Source organism: Streptomyces sp. NPDC055140 (assembly GCF_053607285.1).
In genome coordinates this window covers 30,542-51,599 of the sequence record NZ_JBSGTG010000036.1, presented here as the reverse complement: position 1 = coordinate 51,599, position 21,058 = coordinate 30,542, and the positions used below count along the sequence as shown (strand labels likewise).

At 70.3% G+C, this 21,058-nt stretch carries 22 protein-coding genes; 7 read left to right on the top strand and 15 right to left on the bottom strand.

The features are described 5' to 3' along the window. Window positions 1–14: 14 nt before the first annotated feature. The 3 genes from ACWFR4_RS41170 to ACWFR4_RS41160 form a co-directional block, all read right to left on the bottom strand. A complete protein-coding gene (locus tag ACWFR4_RS41170) occupies window positions 15–269 on the bottom strand; it encodes a helix-turn-helix domain-containing protein (protein ID WP_453656693.1) in 255 nt (84 codons plus the stop codon). Window positions 270–499: 230 nt separating this feature from the next. Further along, window positions 500–1,213, bottom strand: coding sequence for a hypothetical protein (locus ACWFR4_RS41165; RefSeq protein WP_453656692.1), 714 nt, complete (start codon window positions 1,211–1,213; stop codon window positions 500–502). Window positions 1,214–1,276: 63 nt separating this feature from the next. After that, on the bottom strand, window positions 1,277–2,185 hold the full coding sequence (locus ACWFR4_RS41160; RefSeq protein WP_453656702.1) for a TnsA-like heteromeric transposase endonuclease subunit: 909 nt from the start codon (window positions 2,183–2,185) through the stop codon (window positions 1,277–1,279). Between the two features lie 205 nt (window positions 2,186–2,390). Here ACWFR4_RS41160 and ACWFR4_RS41155 point away from each other — a divergent pair, with 205 nt between their 5' ends. Beyond that, the gene (locus ACWFR4_RS41155; protein WP_453656691.1) at window positions 2,391–3,056 is read left to right on the top strand and encodes a hypothetical protein; all 666 of its coding nucleotides are present in this window, start codon (window positions 2,391–2,393) and stop codon (window positions 3,054–3,056) included. A gap of 235 nt (window positions 3,057–3,291) precedes the next feature. Here ACWFR4_RS41155 and ACWFR4_RS41150 read toward each other — a convergent pair whose 3' ends face one another. The 5 genes from ACWFR4_RS41150 to ACWFR4_RS41130 all read right to left on the bottom strand — a co-directional run bounded on the left by ACWFR4_RS41150 (window position 3,292) and on the right by ACWFR4_RS41130 (window position 8,540). Beyond that, complete coding sequence (locus ACWFR4_RS41150; protein ID WP_453656690.1) at window positions 3,292–4,677, bottom strand: hypothetical protein; 1,386 nt, start codon at window positions 4,675–4,677, stop codon at window positions 3,292–3,294. A gap of 281 nt (window positions 4,678–4,958) precedes the next feature. After that, entirely contained in the window at window positions 4,959–5,345 is a 387-nt protein-coding gene (locus ACWFR4_RS41145; RefSeq protein WP_453656689.1) for a hypothetical protein, read from the bottom strand. A gap of 175 nt (window positions 5,346–5,520) precedes the next feature. Next, window positions 5,521–6,363: an SGNH/GDSL hydrolase family protein gene (locus ACWFR4_RS41140; protein WP_453656701.1), complete on the bottom strand. Its 843-nt coding sequence runs from the start codon at window positions 6,361–6,363 to the stop codon at window positions 5,521–5,523. A gap of 2 nt (window positions 6,364–6,365) precedes the next feature. Further along, a complete protein-coding gene (locus ACWFR4_RS41135; protein ID WP_453656688.1) occupies window positions 6,366–7,289 on the bottom strand; it encodes an acyl-ACP desaturase in 924 nt (307 codons plus the stop codon). 33 nt (window positions 7,290–7,322) lie between these two features. Next, the gene (locus ACWFR4_RS41130; protein WP_453656687.1) at window positions 7,323–8,540 is read right to left on the bottom strand and encodes a beta-ketoacyl-[acyl-carrier-protein] synthase family protein; all 1,218 of its coding nucleotides are present in this window, start codon (window positions 8,538–8,540) and stop codon (window positions 7,323–7,325) included. Window positions 8,541–8,889: 349 nt separating this feature from the next. On the opposite strand from ACWFR4_RS41130, the gene ACWFR4_RS41125 reads away from it, so the two are divergent. The 3 genes from ACWFR4_RS41125 to ACWFR4_RS41115 all read left to right on the top strand — a co-directional run bounded on the left by ACWFR4_RS41125 (window position 8,890) and on the right by ACWFR4_RS41115 (window position 11,314). Continuing rightward, window positions 8,890–10,611: a hypothetical protein gene (locus tag ACWFR4_RS41125; RefSeq protein WP_453656686.1), complete on the top strand. Its 1,722-nt coding sequence runs from the start codon at window positions 8,890–8,892 to the stop codon at window positions 10,609–10,611. A 167-nt stretch (window positions 10,612–10,778) separates the two neighbouring features. After that, window positions 10,779–10,958, top strand: a complete 180-nt coding sequence (locus tag ACWFR4_RS41120; protein ID WP_453656685.1) for a hypothetical protein — start codon at window positions 10,779–10,781, stop codon at window positions 10,956–10,958. Beyond that, complete coding sequence (locus tag ACWFR4_RS41115) at window positions 10,955–11,314, top strand: helix-turn-helix domain-containing protein (RefSeq protein ID WP_453656684.1); 360 nt, start codon at window positions 10,955–10,957, stop codon at window positions 11,312–11,314. Before ACWFR4_RS41120 ends, ACWFR4_RS41115 begins: the two co-directional genes overlap by 4 nt. Window positions 11,315–11,375: 61 nt before the next feature. Here ACWFR4_RS41115 and ACWFR4_RS41110 read toward each other — a convergent pair whose 3' ends face one another. The 3 genes from ACWFR4_RS41110 to ACWFR4_RS41100 form a co-directional block, all read right to left on the bottom strand. After that, window positions 11,376–11,678: a hypothetical protein gene (locus tag ACWFR4_RS41110; protein ID WP_453656683.1), complete on the bottom strand. Its 303-nt coding sequence runs from the start codon at window positions 11,676–11,678 to the stop codon at window positions 11,376–11,378. Between the two features lie 353 nt (window positions 11,679–12,031). Next, on the bottom strand, window positions 12,032–13,918 hold the full coding sequence (locus ACWFR4_RS41105; RefSeq protein ID WP_453656682.1) for a hypothetical protein: 1,887 nt from the start codon (window positions 13,916–13,918) through the stop codon (window positions 12,032–12,034). Window positions 13,919–14,022: 104 nt separating this feature from the next. After that, entirely contained in the window at window positions 14,023–15,126 is a 1,104-nt protein-coding gene (locus ACWFR4_RS41100; protein ID WP_453656681.1) for a GNAT family N-acetyltransferase, read from the bottom strand. A 263-nt stretch (window positions 15,127–15,389) separates the two neighbouring features. Between ACWFR4_RS41100 and ACWFR4_RS41095 the strand changes: the two genes are divergently transcribed. Both ACWFR4_RS41095 and ACWFR4_RS41090 read left to right on the top strand, forming a co-directional pair. After that, window positions 15,390–15,782, top strand: coding sequence for a hypothetical protein (locus ACWFR4_RS41095; protein WP_453656680.1), 393 nt, complete (start codon window positions 15,390–15,392; stop codon window positions 15,780–15,782). Window positions 15,783–15,788: 6 nt separating this feature from the next. Continuing rightward, the gene (locus ACWFR4_RS41090) at window positions 15,789–17,018 is read left to right on the top strand and encodes a hypothetical protein (RefSeq protein WP_453656679.1); all 1,230 of its coding nucleotides are present in this window, start codon (window positions 15,789–15,791) and stop codon (window positions 17,016–17,018) included. A 116-nt stretch (window positions 17,019–17,134) separates the two neighbouring features. Here the strand turns inward: ACWFR4_RS41090 and ACWFR4_RS41085 are convergent, their stop codons facing one another. The 4 genes from ACWFR4_RS41085 to ACWFR4_RS41070 all read right to left on the bottom strand — a co-directional run bounded on the left by ACWFR4_RS41085 (window position 17,135) and on the right by ACWFR4_RS41070 (window position 19,564). Further along, a complete protein-coding gene (locus tag ACWFR4_RS41085) occupies window positions 17,135–17,395 on the bottom strand; it encodes a hypothetical protein (RefSeq protein ID WP_453656678.1) in 261 nt (86 codons plus the stop codon). Window positions 17,396–17,571: 176 nt separating this feature from the next. Continuing rightward, window positions 17,572–18,450, bottom strand: coding sequence for a hypothetical protein (locus tag ACWFR4_RS41080; RefSeq protein ID WP_453656677.1), 879 nt, complete (start codon window positions 18,448–18,450; stop codon window positions 17,572–17,574). 75 nt (window positions 18,451–18,525) lie between these two features. Next, a complete protein-coding gene (locus ACWFR4_RS41075; RefSeq protein ID WP_453656676.1) occupies window positions 18,526–19,380 on the bottom strand; it encodes a hypothetical protein in 855 nt (284 codons plus the stop codon). A gap of 22 nt (window positions 19,381–19,402) precedes the next feature. Further along, on the bottom strand, window positions 19,403–19,564 hold the full coding sequence (locus ACWFR4_RS41070; protein ID WP_453656675.1) for a hypothetical protein: 162 nt from the start codon (window positions 19,562–19,564) through the stop codon (window positions 19,403–19,405). Window positions 19,565–19,775: 211 nt separating this feature from the next. Here ACWFR4_RS41070 and ACWFR4_RS41065 point away from each other — a divergent pair, with 211 nt between their 5' ends. Further along, the gene (locus ACWFR4_RS41065) at window positions 19,776–20,717 is read left to right on the top strand and encodes an ATP-dependent DNA ligase (RefSeq protein ID WP_453656674.1); all 942 of its coding nucleotides are present in this window, start codon (window positions 19,776–19,778) and stop codon (window positions 20,715–20,717) included. Window positions 20,718–21,058: the final 341 nt, after the last annotated feature.

Below are 21,058 nucleotides of genomic sequence, written 5' to 3'. Positions count from 1 at the left end.
GTGCCCGGGATGCCTCAGCTTCCCGGGCAGCGTGCATGAGTGGCCTCCTGCGTGGAGGGACGCGAAACGAACTGAAGGCAGATCCTCACGAGGCCGAGTCCTCGGTGCCGCCGTGTACCTTCGCGGGCGCATACGGATCGGGAGCGGCCGTTCGAGCCGCCGCGCGAGCGCATGGCGGTGCCAGCCTCGGTGAACACGCGGTGCACGAACCCGTACGAGCGCCCGCAGCCGTTCGCGAGGTCCGGGTCGAGGCCCCCTGCTGTATGCATTCTTCAGCTCGGCCCCGAGCTTCTGTCTGGCCAGTCCTTTGATGTGGACGCGGCTTCCCAGCACGGCGGGAGCGCGTCGCTGCAGCACAAGCGCAGGTCCGGGCCTGTCCACGGGGTGTTGTGTCCGGTGCAGTGGTCAAGACAGAGGCGAAGCACCGCGGGTGTGGACGTGGCCTCACGCCGTGGGGCTCCGGTCGGCTGGTTGTCATCCGGCGGTATGCGTGCCGCGGTCAGAGGTTGTCAGGGCTGCCGGCGGGGACGGGTCGTTCGTCGGCTTCATGACTACCGGTCGGGGTGAGCTGCGCGAGAGTCTGTTCTGGATCCATTGCCACAAGCCCCAGTTCGGCGTAGTCCAGCAGAACCAGCGTGACCATCTCGGCGAATTGGGCTCGTGTATCGGCAGGCGTGCTGCTGATCGGGGCCGGCTCGATGATGCCGGTGTCGGGTGCGGCCGCGTTCCAGAGCGTGCTGGCCAGTTCGGAAACGACGAGGGAGGTCTCTCGGTTCCGGGACAACTCGGTCCAAAGGGCGGCGAGGACAACGTCGCCGAGGCCGGGGCGTGCGGAATCAGGGGTCAGCAGCGCTGGAGCGGTGCGGTGCGCGTTCTGCACGAGGAGCTGGCGGACTCCTTCCGCTGTTGCTGCTTGCTGGGCGTGCTTTTGGACCTGAATCAGGCGGCCTCGCTGGGTGCGCAGCAGTCCGGCTTCCACGGCCAGGCGCAGCAGGCTCTGGAGGACAGGGAGGTTTCGGGTGGAGGACAGGCGACGCAGGCCGGCACCCCCGCGTGGGTGGTCGTCGGTGCCGAGGAGGTGGACGAGTTCGAGGCCGTCGGCGACGCGGAGTTCGCCAATGGTGGTCAGGGTGCGTCCGGTGCCGACCCATTGGACGAGCTGGTGGATCGCCGTGGCCAACGGGGAGATGTCGCCTTCGGGCATCGGGCTCATGTGCCTCTCGCTGGTGGAGCGTATTCAGGGAAAGATCAACAGTGCGCGTGGCGTGGATGTCGGTCAGCGGGGCACGGTGAAGGGCTGGGTCGGGAAGAGCGGGCGCTGGTAGGCGGCAGGAAGGGCGGTGGCCTTTTCGGCGAGGTCCCGGCGGCTGAAGGTGCGTTCGCCTTGCCCGAACAGGGAGGGGCCGAGGTCGACGACGAGCTGGTCGCTCTCGCAGCTCACAACGGTGCCGCGCTCGTGCCCGAGGATCAGGCGGGTCCCGACATCCCATTGGTCCGGGGCGGGCCTGCGGGCGGCCGCGTCGGTGCGTACTCGGGTGCCGGTGGTGATCGGGCGGTACAGGTCGGTGGTCAGGTCGCCCCACCACAGCAGGTGCTGGATCACTGCCCGCACCCAAGTTTTGGGCATCTGCTCGCCCGTGAGGTTCTCCTCCACTGCGGCGATGGGCAGCGGGGTGTCGGCGCACAGGGCGAGGATGGGTTCGATCAGCGCTTGCTTGACCGGGTGCATGGGGCGGCAGAAGCCGCGCAGGGCCTCGATGTTGGTGTAGTGCTGTGCGTCCTTGGGGCCTGTCCACCATTCGTAGGTCCAGCCCCGGGCGCGGATGACTTCCTCGGCCCAGTCCAGCACTCGCTCGGAAGGGCGCAGATCGCCTGCTGTCGGGGAGCTGTCGACGATGGTGATCTTGCCGTCGTTGCTGATCAGCATCAGGTCGGGGATGTAGCCGGCTTTCCCGGGGCCTTCTTCGGCGCGGAGTTTGAACGGCTGGCCGATCAGGGACCGCACGGTGGGGTCAATGTCCGCCAGGTCCATGCGTTGCCAGATGCCGTCCGTGGCCGCCGGCGCCTGGCGGGTGCTGATCGCGGCGTACTGCCCGAGGTGGAGCTGCTCGCCGCGGTGGGTGAGCTGCCGTCGCCATGCTTGTGCGCGGGCCAGCTCATGGACGTCTACGTCTGTCACGGGCATCCACTGTGCTGTTCGCCCTTCCTCGAACCGTAGTCCGATCTGTACGCCGTCGAGCAGCTGGCGGGGCCTCGTTCGTGTCACCCTTTCATGCTGGCAGAGCCGGTCTCCCGCCACGCAGGGCTTCACCGAACCCGCAGTGCAGGGGTCTGCCCTATTTCGACGTACGTCGCACAGAGGCCCCCTCGGCGGGATCTAGACTCCGGGCATGACCGCCGAGACCGCCCACATCATCACGCCGTCGGCCGAGGATGCATGGCGCCTGGTCGGCCACTACCTGCACCGGCTGTCGCATGAGCTCCCCGAACAGTGGCAGTTGCGCGATCATGAGGCCTCGCAGTGCCGTGAGCGGGTGTGGTCGTTGCCCACCCAGAACGGGAACGACGTACAGGTGGCGTTGTGGCTGCGGTTGTCCGACACCGAGGTGTCCTGTGACGATCCCGGGTGCGCGGCGCGCGAGATGTACTTGACGAGTGACGGCAGCGGCAGCGTGCCGGCGTCCGGCCCGCTGCCCGCGTTCGCCCGGCGCGACGGCTTCGGGTACTTCGAGTACCGGACGCATCCGCACCACGGCGGGTGGGCCTGCGACGTCGACCCGGTGTCGGTGCAGTGGGTGTCGACGGCGCTGGCCCTGTACGGCGGCTGGATGCGGATCAACTGGTTCGACATGGGCGGCGCGGACTCGATGGCGGTGGGTCACTCGCTGTGGGAGGTCTCCGCGCACCAAGTCCGTGAGGTCAGCCGCTGGTCGGCCGTCGCCGGGCCCAACGGCGTCCGTGACGAGGGGCCGACCAACCCGGGCGCCGCGCCGGTCCTCCCGCTCCCGCCCGAGGTCGAAGCAAAGCGCAAGGCGGCCGCGGAAGCCCGCCGCTGACGAACGAGCGCGGCGGGCCGCTACGCGTGCGCGGGGCGCCGTTCCAGCTCCTCGTCAGCGCCGCGACCGCGGCGCCGGTCACTGCCCAGGCCGGGCCGGTTCACGCCGCCGCCGTGCGCCTACTACCGTCAGCGCCGGGCCGCCCTGGAGGTCTGAGGTGAACACTGATCACAGCGTTACCGGATCGGGCCGGGGAAATCTTCGAGGGGCGCTCCGAGTCCCCAGGGGCGAGGATCTAGCGGCCGGGGTGGTGCCGGGGCGGCTGTTGGGCCGTGGCCTGGTCCTGGCCGTACGCGTGTCGCTGTGCGGTGCCGTGTTGAGGCGGCTGAGATCCGGGGGCGTGTTCCGCTCCGGCTGCTGACGGTCTGCTGGCTTGCCAGCGGTGTTCAACGGCGGCGGCTGCCTGTTCCAGACGTTCCTGAGCTTGCGCCTGCATGCGCTCTGCCTGCTGCTGCACTCTCTGGAGAAGGTCGGGGTCTTCGAGCGCTGCGCACAGTTCCTCGTAGGGGATGAGGTCGGCTTCCGTACTGCCGGTGTCCGGCGTTGCCTGTGAGGTGATCTCGCGGATCAATTTCCGCTTCTGGTCCTTCATCCGATGCCGGAACTGCCGGTAGCTGTCGGCGTGCGTCTGCTGGTGTATCTCGATCGGGCCGTGTTCCCGGGCCGGTGGCGTCGAAGGGCTGCTGCTGGCTGGCAGGCGCTGCTGGGGGCTCTCGTGGCTCTCGGCCGAGGGTGGGCTTTCTGCCGACGGGCGAGAGGTGTCCGCGAGGGGCTCGGACGGGGCGCTGGTGACATCCGGTTGTTCGTGGAGGGACGTTGTGCTCTCTGCGGCTAGGAGCGCCGGCAGGTCCGCGTAGAACCGTCGGAAGCGCTGGATGGTTTCCTCGCCCATCGGGTTCGTTCGTGTGGCTGCGGCCGGGAAATGCTGGGCCCATTCGTCCCAGTCGGCGGCCCGCTCGGGGAAAGGATTGGGCGGGATCCAGCGGAGAGGCACCGTCCAACGCTCGGTCGCGGCCGCTACAGGAGCGGTGTCCCCGGCAGGTTCTCGGAGCAGCGGGGAGTCAACGCTGTGGTCGTCCCGGGCTGGCGTGCCGTTCGGGGGGCGTGGTTCGTACCGGGCTGGGGTGGCTGTGGCGGCTTGTGTCGGGGTGGTGGTCATCGGGTCGGCGATGAGTTGGTGGGTCTGTGCCGTGTGCGCGTCGAGGAGGGTGGGACTGTCGGGGCGCCGTGCGACGAGCAGGTGCCCTGCGCGGTTCGCCTCGCGGGCTGCGGCGATCAGCGGTTCCTTCACGGCTGGGTCGAGGAGGACGTCGGCGTGGATGGCCAGCACCCCGTTCGGGGTGAAGCCGGTCGGCCAGTGGGCGGCTTCTGTTGGGGAAAGGAAGACGTGGTGTTGCACGTCGAGCTGGTCCAGGAGGGCGGCGGTGTCGTCCCGCAGTGCCTCGGCGTCCACGAGGGTCAGCGGCAGGCCGGCCGTGGCGGCGAGCTGGGCGCCTGCCGCGATGAGCGCCTCGCGGCCCGCGAGGCCGTGGCCGTACAGGAGCAGACCTCCCCGGCTGTCGACGAGCGCGTCGGCGCATGCCTTCACGGTGCTCTGTTCAAGCTCGGCTGGGTTGAGCACAACGGGGCCTCCTGTCACCGGCCTTGGACGCCTGACCGACGCGAACCGGAGCTACGCAGATCGTAGGCGGCTGTACGGGGGCGGGCTGCAGGTCGTGCGCCGCGGTCTCCGCGTGCGGGAAGCGTGCAGTGCCAGGGGGCCGTCTCACGGGACGGCGAGCGTACGGTGTTACGCCCACCGCATGTCGGCCTCCCCCGCGGCAGGCTCGGGACTCTCTGCGTCGCCCCACCGTGTGCCGCGGTGGGGCGACGCCCATTCACGGCACTCAGGAGGTGCAGGGGTCAGACGTCGTCCGGGGCGCTGCCCAACCACGCGATTGGCCAGCCCTCGGCGGTGATCCCCCAGTGCAGCTCCGTCGCCTCATGTCCGGACGGCAACAGGCAAACTCGCCCCCACCGTCCGTGTTTGCCGGGACAGATCCGGCTGAGGACGTCGACGTCACCGGTTTGCACGGCCGTGTCGTACTGGTCCCGCAAGCCCTGGAACGAGGGCGCCAGTTCGTGGCCGGCTTGTCGTTCCTCGTGCTCGATCTCCGACCGCAGTCGGCGTATCTCGGGGTTTGACAGCAGCGCGTCGATGGCTGTCTCGACCTCCCACTGTCGCCGCGCCCGGACACTTCGCTGTACGGCCGCCGCTACGCGAGCCGCCTCGGTGTCGCCCTCCGTCATACCTGGCCTCCCTTGTGAGCCCGCCCAACGTACCGACACCGTGACGGCCACCGAGGGGGGTTGGGCGGAGGGCTACTGAACCTCAGTTGGCTGCCGGGCAGCGTGCGTGAGTGAGAGCGGTCGGGCTACTGGGAGACCACGCCGTCACGCACGGGGTGGTCGGCACCGAGCGCAGTCAGCTTGGTTGGCTGGCGGAGACAGGGCGCAGGTCGCTGTCGGGGTTGTGTGACGGTTCGGGGGCGTGGGCGGCGAGGGCGGTCAGGATCTTGCTGCAGGCCAGCGCGTAGCCGCGGTCTCCCGGGTGGAAGCCGTCGGCAGCCAGCAAGGTGGGGTCTGCGGCGACGGCGGGACTGACCTCGCGGTGCAGGACGACCACGCTGGCGCCGGAGCGCAGGGCGTGCTCGTGCTGGAGACGGGCCAGGCGCAGGCTGGCTGCGTGCAGGAGGGTCCGTGCCGGGCGGGGTAGCGCGGTGACCGTTCCGAGTGCGGGGCAGGTGGCGACGACGACGTGTGCGCCGCAGCGTGTCAGGGCGGCCACGGTCTCGCTCAGGGTCCGGGCTGAGGTCGCGAGGCCGATAGGCGCCGGTATGTCGTTGGCGCCGGTGACCACCACAACCAGTTCCGGGGCGTGGCCGGTTGGCTCCATGGCCTTCATCAGCCGCTGGCTCTGGCTCGCCAGGTCGCGCGCTCCGCTGCCGACGCGGGAGACGTTGATGACACGGACCGGGCGCGAGGAGGAGTCGGCGAGGGCCTGGCCCAGCAGGCTGGAAGGGGTGGCGGCGGCGCTGGTGGCCCCCAGGCCGGCGGCGAGGGAGTCGCCCATGATGCCCAGGACGAGCGACTCCGGCCCGCTCCCGATCCCGGTCCCGGTCTGGGGTTGTGGGGTGGGCTGGAAACGGCCGCTGCGGGCGATGATGCCGCGGCCGCGGCCGCGGTTGGTGCGCAGGATGCGGCGCTCGGCCGCCCATATCTGCAGGGCCACGACGGCAGTGAGGAGCACGGCGGCGGTGGCCGCCATGGTCAGCACGAGGCCGCCATCTGACGGGCGTTGGCGCGTTCGATGACCTCCTGCTCGCGAGCGGCGGCCCGCTCGAGCATGGTCAGGTACTCGGCGAGCAGATCGCGCTCGGCCTCGGCGGTCGCGTCCAGGCCGGTGTGTTCGAAGACCCGCCAGTGGCTCACCAGCGGTTTGATCACCCGTAGGTGGTGGACGTCGAGGTTGTAGATCTGGGCTTTGGCGATGAGTGCGGCGCGGCGCTTGTAGGCGGGCACGGTGTGCTCGCCCGGCATCGAGAAGGTGCGGATCTCGCGGCTGATCGCGGTGATGGCGGTGGAGGGGTCGATCTCCAGGGCCGCGTCGACCAAGGCGCGGTAGAACAGCATGTGCCGGTTCTCGTCGAGGGCGATCCGCTTGAGCAGCCGCAGCGCCATCTGGTCGGAGTCCCCGGCGGCGCGGCCGGTGCGGGCGTGGGACTCGCGCGTGGCCAGCTCCTGGATCGTGACGTACACGCACATGTCCAGGACGCTCTTGTGCTCGTCGCGGTAGCCGGCCTGGATAGTGGCCATGGTGTCGGACTGCATCACTGCCGGGTCGGCGCCCCGGGTCGCGCACAAAAACGCCCACAGGCTGCGGCTGTGCCGGTCCTCTTCCGCGGTCCAGCGGCGCACCCACTCCCCCCACGGGCCGTCCTGCCCGAAGTGCCGGTCGATGCTGGAGCGGTAGGCGGGCAGGTCGTCCTCGGTGGCCAGGGCCATGTGAAGCGCGGCGCGCACCTCGGGGCTGAACGACGACTGGTGCGCCTCCCACGGCTTCTCGACGAAGTCGACGCCTTCGTCCCAGGGCACGTACTCGGCCGGGGACCAGTCGATGTCAGCGAGTCGGTAGTGGCGGTCGAGGGCGGCGGCGACGGCGGGCTCGAGTTCTCGGGCGACATCCAGATGCATGGGTCAACTCCCAGCGGGACATGGGGGGCAGGGTCAGGGGCGGGTCATCACGATCAGGGCGTTGTGGCCGCCGAAGCCAAACGAGGTGGAGAGCCCGACGCCCGGCGTCTGCTGTCGCGGCCTGCCGTGGACGAGGTCGAGGTCGATGCCGTCGCCGGGTTCGGTGAGGGTGCGGATGGCCGGGACGGTGCCGGTGTACAGGGTCAGGGCGGTGAACGCGGCCTCGAGTGCGCCGACCGCGCCCAGCAGATGGCCGGTGGATGCCTTCGTCGCGGTGACGCTCGGCCGGTGCGGCAGTACCTCGGCCAGGACGGTGGCCTCGACGGCGTCCCCGGCAGGGGTGCCGGTGGCGTGCGCGTTGACGTGCTCGATGTCGGAGGGGACCAGGTGGGCGTCGGCGAGCACTTGGCGCAGGGCGCGCACCTGGCCCTGCGGTGCGGGGGTGGTGATGTGATGGGCGTCCGAGGTGACCGCGGTCCCGGCCAGGACGGCGTAGCAGCGGGCGCGGCGGGCCAGGGCGTCCTCTTCGCGCTCCAGGACCAGCACGGCGGCCCCTTCGCTCATCACGAACCCATCGCGGTGCCGGTCGAAGGGGCGGCATGCCTCTTCGGGGACCTCGCTGCGGGACAGGGCGCCGATCCGGGCGAAACCGGCGAGTGCGACAGGAGCGATGCAGGCATCCGTCCCGCCGGCGATGACGACGTCGGCCCGGCCCGTTTGCAGCAACAGTGCGGCCAGCCACAGCGCTTCGGCGCCCGAGGCGCAGGCGCTTGTCGGGGCGTGCGCGCCTGCCCGCGCTTTCAGGTCGAGGCTGACCGCGGCGGCCGCCCCGTTGGGCATCAGCCGCGGCACGGTGTAGGGCGAGATCTTGCTCGCCCCTGTGTGGCCCAGAAGATCGTGCTGGTCCAGGAGGGTCTGGGCGCCGCCTATGCCGGAGCCGACGGCGACCGCGACCCGCTCGGGGTCGACACCCGCGTCACCGAGTCCGGCATCTGCCCATGCCTCGCGTGCGGCCAGCACTGCGAGCTGCTGGGAGCGGTCGAGGCGGCGCGCGCGGACGTGGCCGATGGCCGCCTCGACATCGTGATGGACTACTCCGGCGATCCCGACAGGAACCTGTGGTGCCCACGGTGTGTCGAGCTTGGTGATCCCCGAGGCCCCCGCCAGCAGGGCATCCCAGGTGGAGGGCATGTCCGCGCCGAGCGGCGTGAGGGATCCCAGTCCCGTGACGACGATCCGCGGCCGCCTCACAGCGCCCTGCCCGTCAGGGGTGGGGTGGCGCTCGCGACGCTCATAGGTCTGCCTCCTGGAGTGCGTGCGGATGCCCGCCTCGACTTCATCCAGGTGCGTCTGCGTCGGCGGGTGACCCGGTTCCTGCCGTGCGGGCCGTTGTGAGGCAATCAGGTCCGCCTGGCACCGAGCGCCTGGTGGCGGTCCGTGTCCCGTCTGCTGCGTTGGCGTCCTGCATGGAGCTCCCGCGCGGCGGGATCATCCGGCGGGCGCGATCGTTATGTCTGCGTCCTGGCTTCCGCGGTCACCGCCTGGGGAAGGACGGGGAAGGACAATGACGGCTACGAGCCAAACCGGTACGGGAGGCGGCGTGCCCCACGACCAGCGCCTGGTGCAGACCGCGGTGATGGGTAGCGCGGAATCGGAGATACCCGTCCTGCTGCCCATGCAGGCCAAGCAGGCGGGCCTGTTCCGGCAAGCCCACGCGGAGAGCACGTTCTGGTGCGGGCAGTGGCTGGGCGGGTGCAAGGGCCGTCTGACGATCAAGATGTACACGACCCGCGTCCCGCATTTTGCGCACGTCCCCGGGCCTGGGCGAATGACATGCCGCAGGGCGTCAGTGGGCGTTTCCGGCGCCGATCACCTCTACATCAAGCGCCAGATCCTCGCGTGGCTGGGCGACCAGGGCATCGGCGCCAGCGCGCGCCTGCCCCAGGACGCCGAACGGCTGGGCGGCGAGGTCGTGTTCGAGCCGGGCGGTCACCACGGTTGCTTGAGGGTGCTTCTGGACCAGGACGCCGTACTGAGCGCGCCCGCCGACGGCACGCAACTCATTCTCGGCCCGCACGTCGCGCACGATCCGCACCAACTGACCCTCTACGGCTACGTACTGCGCATCCGCTGCGACACCGACGACAGCGGGCGCCGCGTCATGATCGGCACCCAACTGCACGGTCACACCGAGTGGGTCAGCCTGGACGCCTGTCGCCTCACGCCGTGGGGACTGTCCACGCCCGCAGTCGAGGAGGTCCGCCGCCTGCGCAGCAGCAGCCGCCCCCTCGGGGTCTTCCCCCAGCGCACTGCAGCGGCCCAGCCCGCCGTGGGCCCGCCGGTGGCCGCGCCCCAGGCCCCGGACGACCGACAGCAGGCGTTCAGCGCCCTGTGCAAGGCCGTCGAGGGCGAGCACACCAGCAGCGAACTGCGCCACTGCCTCACTCGCGCCGAGACCGCCACCTGCGGCGGGGCAAGCGCCGAGGAGAACGCTCTGCTGCGCCGCGCCGCCGACCTGCTCCTGCGCAGGGAACGTGGTGTGGGCGTCAGCGCCCCGCCTGCTCCCCCATCACGGCGTGGCCGCGTCGTCCGCACACAGCGCCTGGGGAAAAGCCGCGCGGGGCAGGCGGCCGAGGCAGTCGCCGACCTCCTGGACACCCTCGACCGCCGTCGCGCTCACCTGCGTCCCGGTGAGCAGCAGCGTCTGGTGACCCAGCTGCAGGACAAGGCCCGTGTGGCCGAGCCCTGGCTGACCCGCACACAGCGGAAACAGATCACCGCGTGGAAGGCGCGCACCAAGCCGGTGGCTGCGGCACCTGCTGCACCGCCGGCGGTGCCTGCCGTGCAGGTCTCCCAGCCTCCTTCAGCCCCAGCGGAGACCACCCCCGCACGCCCTGCATCCCCAGGGCAGCCCAAGCGCGACGTCCCGCGGCGCGTGCCCACCCCGGCCGCTGTCCCCACCGGCATCGACGCCGTCGCGGACGCGGCGCGCGATGTCCTCGAGCACGCCGCCCGGCTCGGCGCGACGATCCCCTGGGACCGGCTGTGCGCGCAGGTCAAAGGACTGCACGAGCTGAGCGAGGAGCAACAGCGCCTGGCTCTTGAGGCCGCATCTGCCCGGTCACGCTCCGCCCAGCCGCTGGCCGCCCTGGTCACTACCAACAGCGGGACGCCGCACCCGCACTACCGGCATCCGCACGGGACAGGTGACGGGCCGGCCGCACAGGCGACGTGGCGGAATGCCGTGGCAGACGTCCACGCCTCCTACCGGCCCAAGTTGCCGCCACCCGGCGCTCGCCCGCACGGCAGCGGGACCGCATGAACGCGGGCAGCGCGCTCGACGTAGCGCGCGCCGACCTACAAGCCGAGGCCGTTACCTTCCTCCAGCAGACCGACGAACGTGGGGCGCAGGCCGCTGTGGTCCGCATCACCGGATGGACTCGCGAGTACCCTTCGACGCCTGGTGAAGAGCAGCGAGGAGAGGGACGCATGAGCGAACAGCCGAACGCCGTCGACGCGCTGTACCTGGACGCCGAACACTTCACGCTCACCCCCGAATCGCGGCCACCACTGGAGCCGAGGGAGCAAGTCCGGCCCATCGGCCGCCCGTTCCCGGGTCTGGTCCCACACGTGGGCCCGGTGCGCCCGAGCGAGGAGCCGACCACGTGAGCGAGGCAGCGGCGTACCCGCTCGGCCCCGCTGGCCGCAATGTGCGGCTCAACGTGCGGCGCCTACGCGAGGAGCTCCGCTACTCGTACGCTGAACTCTCCGAACGCCTGGCCAGACAGGGCCGCCACATCCACACCGTCGAGTTGGGCCGGCTGGAGGCCGGCGAACGGCGCGTCGATGTCGACGACCTATTGGCCCTCGCCGCGGTGTTCGGCATGGAGGTGGGGCAGTTGATCGAGCCGCCTGCGGAGTGTGGGAACTGCCAGGGCGCGCCGCCGCTCGGCTTCATCTGCATGGAGTGCGAGACCACGGGCTTGCCCACGCGTACGGCGGACCGGGCCCGGCCCGACGCCTGAGCCCCACCGCATGACGACGGCCCCGCCCGGAACTCCGAGCGGGGCCGTGCAGGTTCAACCGTCAGTCGAGGCTGCCGTTGATCGAACCGTCGTCGTAGTAGTCGAGGATGTCGCGATCCTTCTTCGGCATGTCGTCGAACGTGTGCTGAAGGATCCAGGCCGTGAGGAGCGTGTCGTAGTCCTTCTGGTTCACGTCCTCGCAAGCGTCGGGCCGATGGGTCTTCGTCGAGGACGAATCGATCTCCTGCTGGCAGCCCTTCACGATGTCGTCGTACGAGGGCCGGACCACCAGCCAGATCGCGACGGCCACGCCGGCGGCGATGACGAGCGCGGCAAGGATGATGTGGCTTCTCTTGAAGTGCATGGTTCCCCCGGGGCGTTGGCGCTGTGGGGGCATGATGCGCCGTTGTGTGGGACTCGTGAAGGTGAAGTGTCTGATTCGTGACGCAGTGTGTCAGCTGCTGACTCTCGCTCCGTTGTACTGGGCAATCTCACAAGGGACCCGACGCTGTCTCATCCACCTGCCGAACAAGGGCTGGCCAACCCCTGCTCCATTCGACATCACGATGAGAAGCCGCGCGGACGTTGCCGTGAGAGTCACCACCAAGTGGTTCGACCGCGATGTCTGGACGGAAGCACTCCACAAGAGCGGCTTCACCGTTAACCGCCGGTGAGGACGCCGAGGAGACAGGATGACGGCCGTCGCGCGCCAGCAGTTCAGGACAGGCGGACGCCGCTCCCGGTCTGCGGCGCTTGGAGATCCCGGGTCTGCTGCTGGTCGGCCGTGGAGCCCTTGTGTGGCGCCGTTTGCGCGGCCGGACGGGTCCGCTCGCGGGACTGAGCCGCGAGCCGGGCGGCGCGTACGGCAGCGGAATCAGACGGGGCCGGCTCCAGGGCCGCCGCGCTGCTCAGTGCTTTGACCGCGCGCAGTGTCAGCGGGCGGCTGTGCTGCACCTCGGTGAAGCGGGCGTCTGCCTTCTGCACAGTCCCGCGGGCCTGGTCGACCTGCTCGGCAGTCACCGATGGGCGGCCGAACTCCACGGTGCCACTGCGATAGCTGGCTTCCATGCTCTCCAGCCTGAGTTGGGCAGCTCTGAGCGCGCGGTAGGTTCCGTTGTAGTCCTCAAGACCGAGACCGGAGTGCTCGATCAGCTGCGTGCGCACCGTGTGCAGGCCGGTGCGGGTGACGGCCTGGGGGAAGTTCCGGCGCAACGCGTCTCGGGTCAGCGCGCGCTGCGTGTCGAGGGTTTGCGCGATGTGTCCCTCCTCGGCGTTGACGTGCGCCATGAACGCTTCCTGCTCCGCCATCAACTCACCGGCCGTGCGGGGTCGGGCGTGCTGCGCCTCGGTGGCCTCCCCGGCGGCGATGACGGCGGCGCGGCCGGCTGGGACAGCGGCCTCCTCTGCGTCGGCCAGAACACTCGCGTGCATCAGCAGCGCGTGACGCGCCGTGAGTTCGTCCAGTTCTCCGCGGACCTGGCTGTAGGCACGCAGGGCCTGCTCCTCCCCTGCGGAGGAAAACCGGTGCGGGTCGGCTGCTGCTGCGGCCTGCGTGAGGGCAGCGGCGGCCTGGACCAGGTGCTCCATAGTCCGCTCGGCCGAGCGTCGGGCCGCGGGTGACAGGAGCCTCCACTGGGCGGCGGCCTGCAGGTCGTCCGGCAGGCGCTTGGGGTAGCCGGGAATCGCGGCCGCCACGCTCTCCTCCGTCGCGGTGTCGGGGGCAGGCGGCGGTTGCGCGGCCTCGGCAACGGCGAGTTGCTCGGTGAGGGCATGGGCTGCGTCGGCGAGCAGACGCTCCTCCCCGTCCGCGCCTATGAGGGACAGGCGGTGCAGGTAGGCGCGGGCCGCCTGGTGCGCGGGGTGCTGCGGGTCGGGATGAGCCTCGGCCACGGAAGCGGTCTCCGGGAGGCGGGTGATCAGGTGGCCGATGATGCTTTCCTCCGCGTCCTGGGCGAGGGCGCGGAGCTGGCCGAGCTCGACGAAGGTCAGCCGGTTCAGGTGGGCCAGGGCGCCCAGAAGTTCGGCGGGTGCCGCGCTGGCGGGTTCGTCGGCCAGAGCGAGTACCTCCAGCATCTCGAGAGCGCCCGTGCGCAGCAGGCCGTGCCCTTCGGGATTCGGGGCGGCGTGCTGGGGGGTGAGGTGGGCAAGGACCAGGTCGTGCGGAACGGTGCCCAGGGTGAGGGCCCAGATCTGACCAGCGCGCCGCCACGAGGACGGCCCGGGTGTTTCGGTGCGGTACGGGAAGGGGTCGTCCGGCTCGACGTAGCGCAGCCGGTGATCGAGCCAGTCGGCAGCTTCGGCTGCCATCGCGTCCCGTAGCAGGGCAGCTGTGCGGCGAGTCTCCTCACCGGGGTCCGGTACCGCGCTCACCAGGGCGCGCTCGGCATCGGCCAGCAGCTCGCGCGGGTGCAGTGGCTGCCACGTGGCACCCTCGTCAGCGCTGACGTGTCCGGCCACGGCGAGGTTTTCCTCCCGCTCGTGGGTCAGGAACCATCGCATCGCTACGACCGCGTCGTTGATCAGCAGTCCGGGACCGGGATCGTGCGGCCACCAGGGGTTGTTGTAGGTGCTGGACAGGGCGTACAGGCGGTCAGTGTTGGGCACGCGCTCTCTCCCCTTGTCCCGGCGGCGGGGTGCCGCCCGGTGGGCGGTGAAGTTTCAGGCTGCCGGGCGCCGTTCGATGGCGGTCCCGCTCAAACGCCGGACCGCTAGGAGGCCGGCACTGGATCGGACAGGTGCACTCCCGCCGCAGGCAGAGCCAGGTCGTCGGCGAACTGCGGTGCGCGCCCTGTGCTGCGGTGCGGGCCGTCTGCTGCCGGAGCGGTGTAGGTGCGGAGGGTGGTCCATGTGGCGCCGTAGGCGGCCTTGTAGGAGCGCTGCCCCGCCTCTGCTGTCGTACGGCCGAGGTCCAGGGCCGTGTACCCCTCTTCTGCCAGGTCTTCGGACAGGAGCTGCAATAGCGCATGCCCCGGCGCCAGATCACGGTGTGCGGGGTCCATCGCTGTGAGGACTGAGTACGCGCGGCCCGCGCGGCGCAGGCACAGCTGGGCGGCGACGGCTTGACCGTCCAAGGTCAGCGTGGCGATGAACGCCATGCTGGAGCATTCCTCGAGGACATGCCTCCAGGGCAGTCCAAGGTCAGCGGTCCGGCCGGTGGTGGGCAGCCGCAGGGCGTTGCGTCGCCGGTGCAGGTCTTCCAGTACCTCGTAGGCGGCGAGGAGCTCTGGTCCGGTGCTGGTGCGGTGGTAGGCAACGCGGCCGCCCAGCGCTCGCACGGCCCGTTGACGCCTCACCTGGTCACGCCTCGTCGACCGTGACAGGCCTGTCAGGTCCACGGGCAGCGGAATGGTGGCGTAGAGGGCCTCGGTGTCCGGTCTGCCCCACCATCTGTGCGCCTGCCGGTCCAGAGGAGATCCTTCCGGTAGGTCGGCGACCACGACGTTGTCCGCGAGTTCGGGCAGACGGTGGATGAGGATGCTGGCTGCCTCCTCGCTCTCCCCTACGGGCCGGACCTGTTCGCAAGCGGGCCAGGACAAGGGAGTGATGCACGTGCGGCCCGTGGGGGCGGTCTCTCGGACCAGGGCCAGAGCGGAGATGGGGCGTGCCCCCTCCAGGACGGCCAAGACCACCGGCTGGTGCGGCAGTTGTCGTGCCCATCCCAGCAGCCAGGCCGGATCTTGGTACGCAGTCACCGCAGCGTCCCGCTCGGTCAGGCCAGCCCACTCGCACGCGAGAAAGTCGAGCGCCTGCCCTCCGGCGTACTCGCGGATTCCAAGGCCGGCAGTCCGGCGGCCACGGTGCGGTGACGTCATGCACGACAGGACACCCGAAGCAGAACCATCGCTGGCTGCTTGGCCTTTGATCGTTCCGCTCAGCGGGAGGTGGAGACTTGCTTTCACCCGCCATGTCCCGCAACACGGGCGCAACGCTGACGGCGGCTGTTCAGGACGGCAGCTGCACGTCAGCATCCGAGGGGCGGGCTGGGTTGGTTGATACTGCACAACGAGCCGTTTCAGCAGCTTCGCCAAGCTCGAACGGAAACGGATGCCCGTCCGCCAGAACACAGGGAGACGTCATGGATCGCAACTCCGCGCCGGGGCCGGCTTTCACGCAGGTGCAGTTGACCGGGCCGGCCGAGGAGGTGGCGCGCTTGATGCAAACGCTGACCGGGACGTGCGAGGTCATCTTCGGCCCCATCGTTCAGCCCGCGCGAGGCGGTGAGGTCTCGTGCACCGCCCAGCTGGTGAGCCACCCCTCCCCCGCACCGGTGGCCAAGGGGCAAAGCGCCTCGGTCGCGGTCCAGGCCGTGCTTGAGGTCGGGCCGGATGCCATACCGGGACTGCCGAGTCCGGAGGCCGTACAGCAGGTGGAAGCAGCAGTGAGCGCGGCCGTATCGGCTCTTCCCGGAGTACGGGGTGCGAGCAGCCGCGTTGTGTCGGCGGTCGGACTGCCCGCCGGTCGCGGATAGTCGACCATGGCGGGGGCGGAGGCATGGCTCGACGACGAGGCGGGTGTCGGGCTGTGGCTGACCGACTGGAAGGTCAGCCATGGCGGCGCGTGGACGCCCCGTCGTCTGCTCGCCACGGCCGGGGGCCAGCACGCGGGAAGGATCGACTTCGTGGTGCATCCCGACGGGCAGGCTCTGTCGGTGTGGATGCTCGAGGTCGAGCCTGCTTTCGAGCGCCGCAATCTCGCCCCGGTGATGATGGATGCCTTGTATGCGGCGCATCCTTCGGCCTGGGTCGACCACGGCCGCCGGACCTCTGAGGGAGCAGCCTGGTGGGACCGGTATGCCGACCCCGCGCCGGAGCGCAATATCCACAACCGCCCCTTCGGCGAGTGGGCCCAGTACTTTGACGCCGTGCAGGTGGCGGCGCAGCGCGCCAAGAACGCCTACCAGAACAGGTACTACGGCCTGGATGGGCACAGCGCAGCCGAATACCGGTCCGGGGAACGGCTGGAGGAGGAGGCCCTGCTGTGGAGGGCCTCCTTTCGCGAAGCGCCCGCCCAGGGGCCGGACCCTGAACAGCAGGAGTTGCACGGCGGGCTGCGGCTGGTCCTGCCGCCGCGGCTGCACGCCGTGGTGCACAACCCTCAGCGTGACGGCGGCGAGCGAGCAGAGCTCGTGCTGGATCACATCGGGCACGGCAGCCTTCCAGCCGACGCAGAGTGGAACACCACGCAGCGGGCCGCACTGGAGGACGCCGCCCACGACCAGGCCATCGACCGCAGTGCCGCGCTGGAGACGCACGTTTCGTTCCAGGTTCGGCTGGCCGACGGGCAGCAGGTGCCCGCGCACACGGTCAAGTCGAGCTGGCTGAGATACACCGACTCACCGGGCATCGAAGTCGAGTTGACGGGCATGGTCTGGCGGTCATCGGCCGCCCCTTGGACCACTCACCGCGCCTCTTTCACGGAGCCCGTGGGCGCGGCAATCGCGCCCGCGCGCTGGCACGGTGCCAGTGTGCGGTACACGGCGCGGTTCGATGAGGTCGGCAACCTCCGGCCCGGTCAGAGCTCTCGCAAGGCGGCCGACCCGCTCGCGGGCCGTGAGGCCGACGTCGCTGCCCTGGCGCGCCGGCTGAGGGCAGCCAGCCAAAAGCGTGCGGCCGCTGCGCACCATCCGCCCGCCACACGGGAACTCGACGCGCAGCGGACCCAACCGCACGTCAGCCCGCCAAGACAGTCGCAGCGCTCCTGGTAGCCCCGTCGCCGTGTGCTGCTGGTCGCGCGTGTGCCCCTGGCGGAGTAACTCGGCGCGCAGGTCGGTTTCTGGGCCCGCTGCTCGGTCAGCGGCGTTCTCAGCGCACCAGACGAGTGTCACCTCGGCTGGCGGGCCAGCCGGTTGAGCGGTCGGCACAGCATCTCGGCTTCAACGCCGATCCCCAGGCTCGAAAACAGCCCCTCGTCCCCTGCTTGCAGTGCGGTGGCTGCTCGGACGACGTCCTCCTGGTCCGGGTAGATCGACAGGCTCACTGGGCCCGTGGTCTCCTCATGACGGGCCAGCCCGAGGAAGAAGTTCTTCTCATCCGGCTCCTGGGCGCCGAAGCGCACAGCCAGGTCAAATCTGTTCGGCTGCATGCCTTTGAGGACGAGTAGTACCTGGGCGTGGTCCGGTGTGACCCGCCAGTGCGCGTCGAGTTTTCCTGGTGGAGGCGCCAGATGGAGCGCAGGGCCGATTCGCGCAGCGCCGCCAGCAGTACGGCCTCACGCCCTCTCTTCCGGTTGAGCATCGCGGGTTCCTCCTGAGTGGTGTTCTAAGCACGGCCGGGGCCCGGGGGGCGGTTTTGCTGGTACCCGACGGCCTGCTCGTGCGCTTGGGGAGCCGGACGGCCAGGGTCTGGTTCGGGTGGTGCGGGGTAGTCGGCGGCTCGCTGTCGCTGCCGTGCACGGACCTGCTCGGCCCTGGCGCGCAGCTCATCGGGGTCCACGCTGTCCATCACGCTGCCCAGGTCCTCGTAGCTCACCGGGTCCTGTGCCGGGGCCTCCGCCGGGCTGAGTTGCCGGATGAACTGCTGCTTGCGCCGGACGCCAGCCCACAAGTCGATCTCGATGCTGGGTGGTGGGAATTGAACGTGTGAGGGGGCGGCGCTGGGGCGGACGGTCTCGGTCTCGTCTGCCCCACGTGCCATGGCGTGGTGCCTGGGCTGATACGAGACGGGTGACGCCGGGACACCAGGGCTGAGGACGAAGCGAGCGTGTTGGCTGGCGAAGGCGTTGAGTACGGGTTCGTCGACGTGACGGCTGGCCACGATGACGCGGTCGGCTGTGTCTGCCCTCGCGCGAAGCGCCTCGAGTATGCCGGGATTGCGCAGGCGGTCGACAGTGAGGTCGGCAGTGATGACCAGCACGCCGCCGATGTTGCGCTCGGGGTACTGAATCGCCTCCCCGATAGACATGAACGCCCAGGTGAGGTCTGGGTGCGACGCGGTGACGGTGGCCCGGATCTGGTGCCGAAGGAGGCGAGAGTCGACCACCATCAGCTGTGTTCCAGTGTCGGTGGCCAGTAGCGCTCCCGCAGCTACAGCGATCTCCCGACCGCCGGCTCCGAGGCCGTAGGAGAGGACGCCTCCCCCGGAGGCCACCAGTGAGTCGACGAGCTGGGCCGCCTCGGGATCGCTGAGTGCATCGTTCATGTGGGCCTCTCTCCGCGACGTGGGCTGGCTAGCGGTGCGGGCACGCGTCGCACTGTTCCGGCTCTGCACAAGAGGCTAGGAGAGGCCGGGGCCCTGGGGGCGGTTTTGCTGGTGCACGACGGCCTGCTCGTGCGCTTGGGGAGCCGGACGGCCAGGGTCTGATTCGGGTGGTGCGGGGTAGTCGGCGGCTCGCTGTCGCTGCTGTGCTCGGACCTGCTCGGCACGTCGACTGACCTCGTCCGGATCCGATCGTTCCGGTCCGTCCTGTTCGGACGCCTGGTCGAGCTGCCGGGTGACCCTGTGCATGCGTGCTTCGCCGGAGGGCGAGATCCAGCGGCGGTCGGCAGGTGCGTCCTCGGGGATGGCGCCGGACCGGAGGGCGGTCTCTCGGCGTTCGAACACCTCAGGGCGCGGGCTGGAGTTCTGGGGGACGGTTGGCGCGTACCGCGGCCCGGAGTTCTGGGGGACGGTTGGCATCAGGTCGCCGTACCGCAGTTCGAGCCCGGGGGCGGCGAGGGAGTCGAGGGTGGTGTCGCTGTAGTCGTGGCGGGCTACGACGAGGTGGTCGGCGCTGCGCGCCATGGCGAGCAGCGGCTCGCGGACGTCCGCATAGCGCAGGACGTCCGCGTGCACGGCCAGGACGCCGGTGATGCTCCCGGCCGGCTGCCAAGCCGCCTCCTCGGCGGAGATGACCGCGCAGCGGATGTCCGGCTGCAACTCGCTTACAAAGGCGCGCACTTCGGAGTGGAGGATGCGGCCCTCCACGATCGTCAGCGGGGTGTTGGTCTCGACCGCCAGTCGCGCGCTGGCTGCGATGAGCATCTCCCGGCCGCCGCAGCCGGTGTCGTAGGTGACGCGTCCTCCCCCGGCGGCCACGAGTGAGTCGACGACCTCCGAGATCCGCGGGTACTTGAGCACGCTGGTCTCCATGTGGTCCCTCCGTTCGCCGTGATCAGTGGTCGTTGTAGAAGCCGCTGGCGTGCGGGCCGGCCGGCCGCCGACGCTGCGCTGCGGTGGATGCCGTGCGGGGCCGGATGATCCGCGACCTCATGAACGCAGGCAGTGCCCCTCGCTCACGCATGACCGTGATGTCGGTTGCCTCGACGTCCTCCACGGCGGCCTCCCCCAGCCGAACTCTTCGACGCGTAGCAGCGCTGGCTGCCCGGTCAGTGTCGGCACGGCGGGGCGGCCCCGGGTCGAACGGTGCAGGACGTTGCGCCTGGCGGGAGGCAGCGTCTGCATTTGTGGCCGGATGATCCGCCAGGCGGTCCGGGCCGCGATGGCGTAGGGGTGGAGGGGTGCACCTGTCCCCTCCTGTGGAGCCGATGCTGGCCCGCTCGGTGACCGCCTTGCCCGCCGCGGGCGGGCGCCGGGCTGTGTTCGAGCAGAAGGCAGACGGCTTCCGGGTTGTCGTCTTCGCCCGGCCGGTCCCGTACCTGCAGTCCCGGCGGGGCGCGGACCTGGCCGGTGCGTTCCCGGAGATCGCGCGGGCGGCCGCCGAGCTCGGCGTGGAGGCGGTCCTCGATGCCGAGCTGGTGGTCAGCAGTGCGGGGCGGCTCGACTTCGCTGCGCTGCAGCAGCGGGCCCGTCGGCGGGGCGCCACGGCGCGTCGCGCGGCCGTGCAGCAGCCCGCGCATCTGGTCGTGTTCGATCTGCTGGAGCTGGAGGGGACGGTTCTGCTGCAGGAGCCGCTGTATCGGCGTCGGGCCGTGCTCGAGGAGTTGTTCGCCGACCGGCGCTTGAGTGCGCCGTGGGCGCTGTGCCCTCAGACGGACGATCCAGAGGTTGCCAGGGGCTGGCTGGATGAGGCGTGGGGAGCGGTCGGGATCGAAGGCGTCGTGATCAAAGACCCGTCCTCCCGGTACCGGCCCGGAGCGCGCGGTTGGGACAAACTGCGCACCCGCACGACGACGGAGGCTGTCATCGGCGCTGTCACCGGCACCCCCGACTCCCCCAGGAGTCTGTTGCTCGGCCGCTTCGATGCGGCGGGCCATCTGCGCATGGTCGGACGGACCACGCCCTTGTCCAGGGCCGCAGCCGTCGAGCTGCGTGAGGTGCTGCGGCCCGCCGGTCCCGAACACCCTTGGCACGGGCGTAGCTTCAGTGCCGGCTGGGGTTCCTCGACGCCGCTCGTCTTCCGGAGTGTGGTGCCCGAGCTCGTCGCTGAGATCGCGGCAGACACGGCCGTCGATGGCGGGCGTTACCGCCATCCGGTCCGCTATCTGCGCCTTCGCGGCGACATGAGCATCGACGACATCCGGGCATGAGCGTGCTGCATTCCCCAGGCATCCGGCTGACCTGGCTCTCGCGTCTGCCGAGGGGCGCTGACCGCCGCAGGGCTGCCGAAGCGGTGGGGCTGAGCAGGAGCGCCTGCCCCAGAGTGGTCGCGTTGTCCGCAATCTGCGGGTGAGGGTCTACCGGCCTCTCGCGCCATGAGGCGGGTGCGACGGGGAGTTCCGGCGTCCCGTCGCAGGGCTGTTCGCATCGCATGGCAGGGCTGTGATCTGCGCAGATCTGACCCGTGGCAGACTTGTGTGTTCATCTGCGGCGTGTTGTTTGACCTGGCGTTCCTTCGTGCAGTTAAGTAGCGCGCAGCTTGAGGCGGTAG

Coding starts and splice junctions, on each gene's coding strand:
- ACWFR4_RS41135 (WP_453656688.1), bottom strand. CDS start 7,289: ATGCATCTGGATGTCGCCCGAGAACTCGAGCCCGCCGTCGCCGCCGCC.
- ACWFR4_RS41165 (WP_453656692.1), bottom strand. CDS start 1,213: ATGAGCCCGATGCCCGAAGGCGACATCTCCCCGTTGGCCACGGCGATC.
- ACWFR4_RS41155 (WP_453656691.1), top strand. CDS start 2,391: ATGACCGCCGAGACCGCCCACATCATCACGCCGTCGGCCGAGGATGCA.
- ACWFR4_RS41145 (WP_453656689.1), bottom strand. CDS start 5,345: ATGACGGAGGGCGACACCGAGGCGGCTCGCGTAGCGGCGGCCGTACAG.
- ACWFR4_RS41160 (WP_453656702.1), bottom strand. CDS start 2,185: ATGCCCGTGACAGACGTAGACGTCCATGAGCTGGCCCGCGCACAAGCA.
- ACWFR4_RS41140 (WP_453656701.1), bottom strand. CDS start 6,363: ATGGCGGCCACCGCCGCCGTGCTCCTCACTGCCGTCGTGGCCCTGCAG.
- ACWFR4_RS41065 (WP_453656674.1), top strand. CDS start 19,776: ATGCTGGCCCGCTCGGTGACCGCCTTGCCCGCCGCGGGCGGGCGCCGG.
- ACWFR4_RS41085 (WP_453656678.1), bottom strand. CDS start 17,395: ATGCAGCCGAACAGATTTGACCTGGCTGTGCGCTTCGGCGCCCAGGAG.
- ACWFR4_RS41080 (WP_453656677.1), bottom strand. CDS start 18,450: ATGAACGATGCACTCAGCGATCCCGAGGCGGCCCAGCTCGTCGACTCA.
- ACWFR4_RS41095 (WP_453656680.1), top strand. CDS start 15,390: ATGGATCGCAACTCCGCGCCGGGGCCGGCTTTCACGCAGGTGCAGTTG.
- ACWFR4_RS41100 (WP_453656681.1), bottom strand. CDS start 15,126: ATGACGTCACCGCACCGTGGCCGCCGGACTGCCGGCCTTGGAATCCGC.
- ACWFR4_RS41075 (WP_453656676.1), bottom strand. CDS start 19,380: ATGGAGACCAGCGTGCTCAAGTACCCGCGGATCTCGGAGGTCGTCGAC.
- ACWFR4_RS41110 (WP_453656683.1), bottom strand. CDS start 11,678: ATGCACTTCAAGAGAAGCCACATCATCCTTGCCGCGCTCGTCATCGCC.
- ACWFR4_RS41120 (WP_453656685.1), top strand. CDS start 10,779: ATGAGCGAACAGCCGAACGCCGTCGACGCGCTGTACCTGGACGCCGAA.
- ACWFR4_RS41090 (WP_453656679.1), top strand. CDS start 15,789: ATGGCGGGGGCGGAGGCATGGCTCGACGACGAGGCGGGTGTCGGGCTG.
- ACWFR4_RS41170 (WP_453656693.1), bottom strand. CDS start 269: ATGCATACAGCAGGGGGCCTCGACCCGGACCTCGCGAACGGCTGCGGG.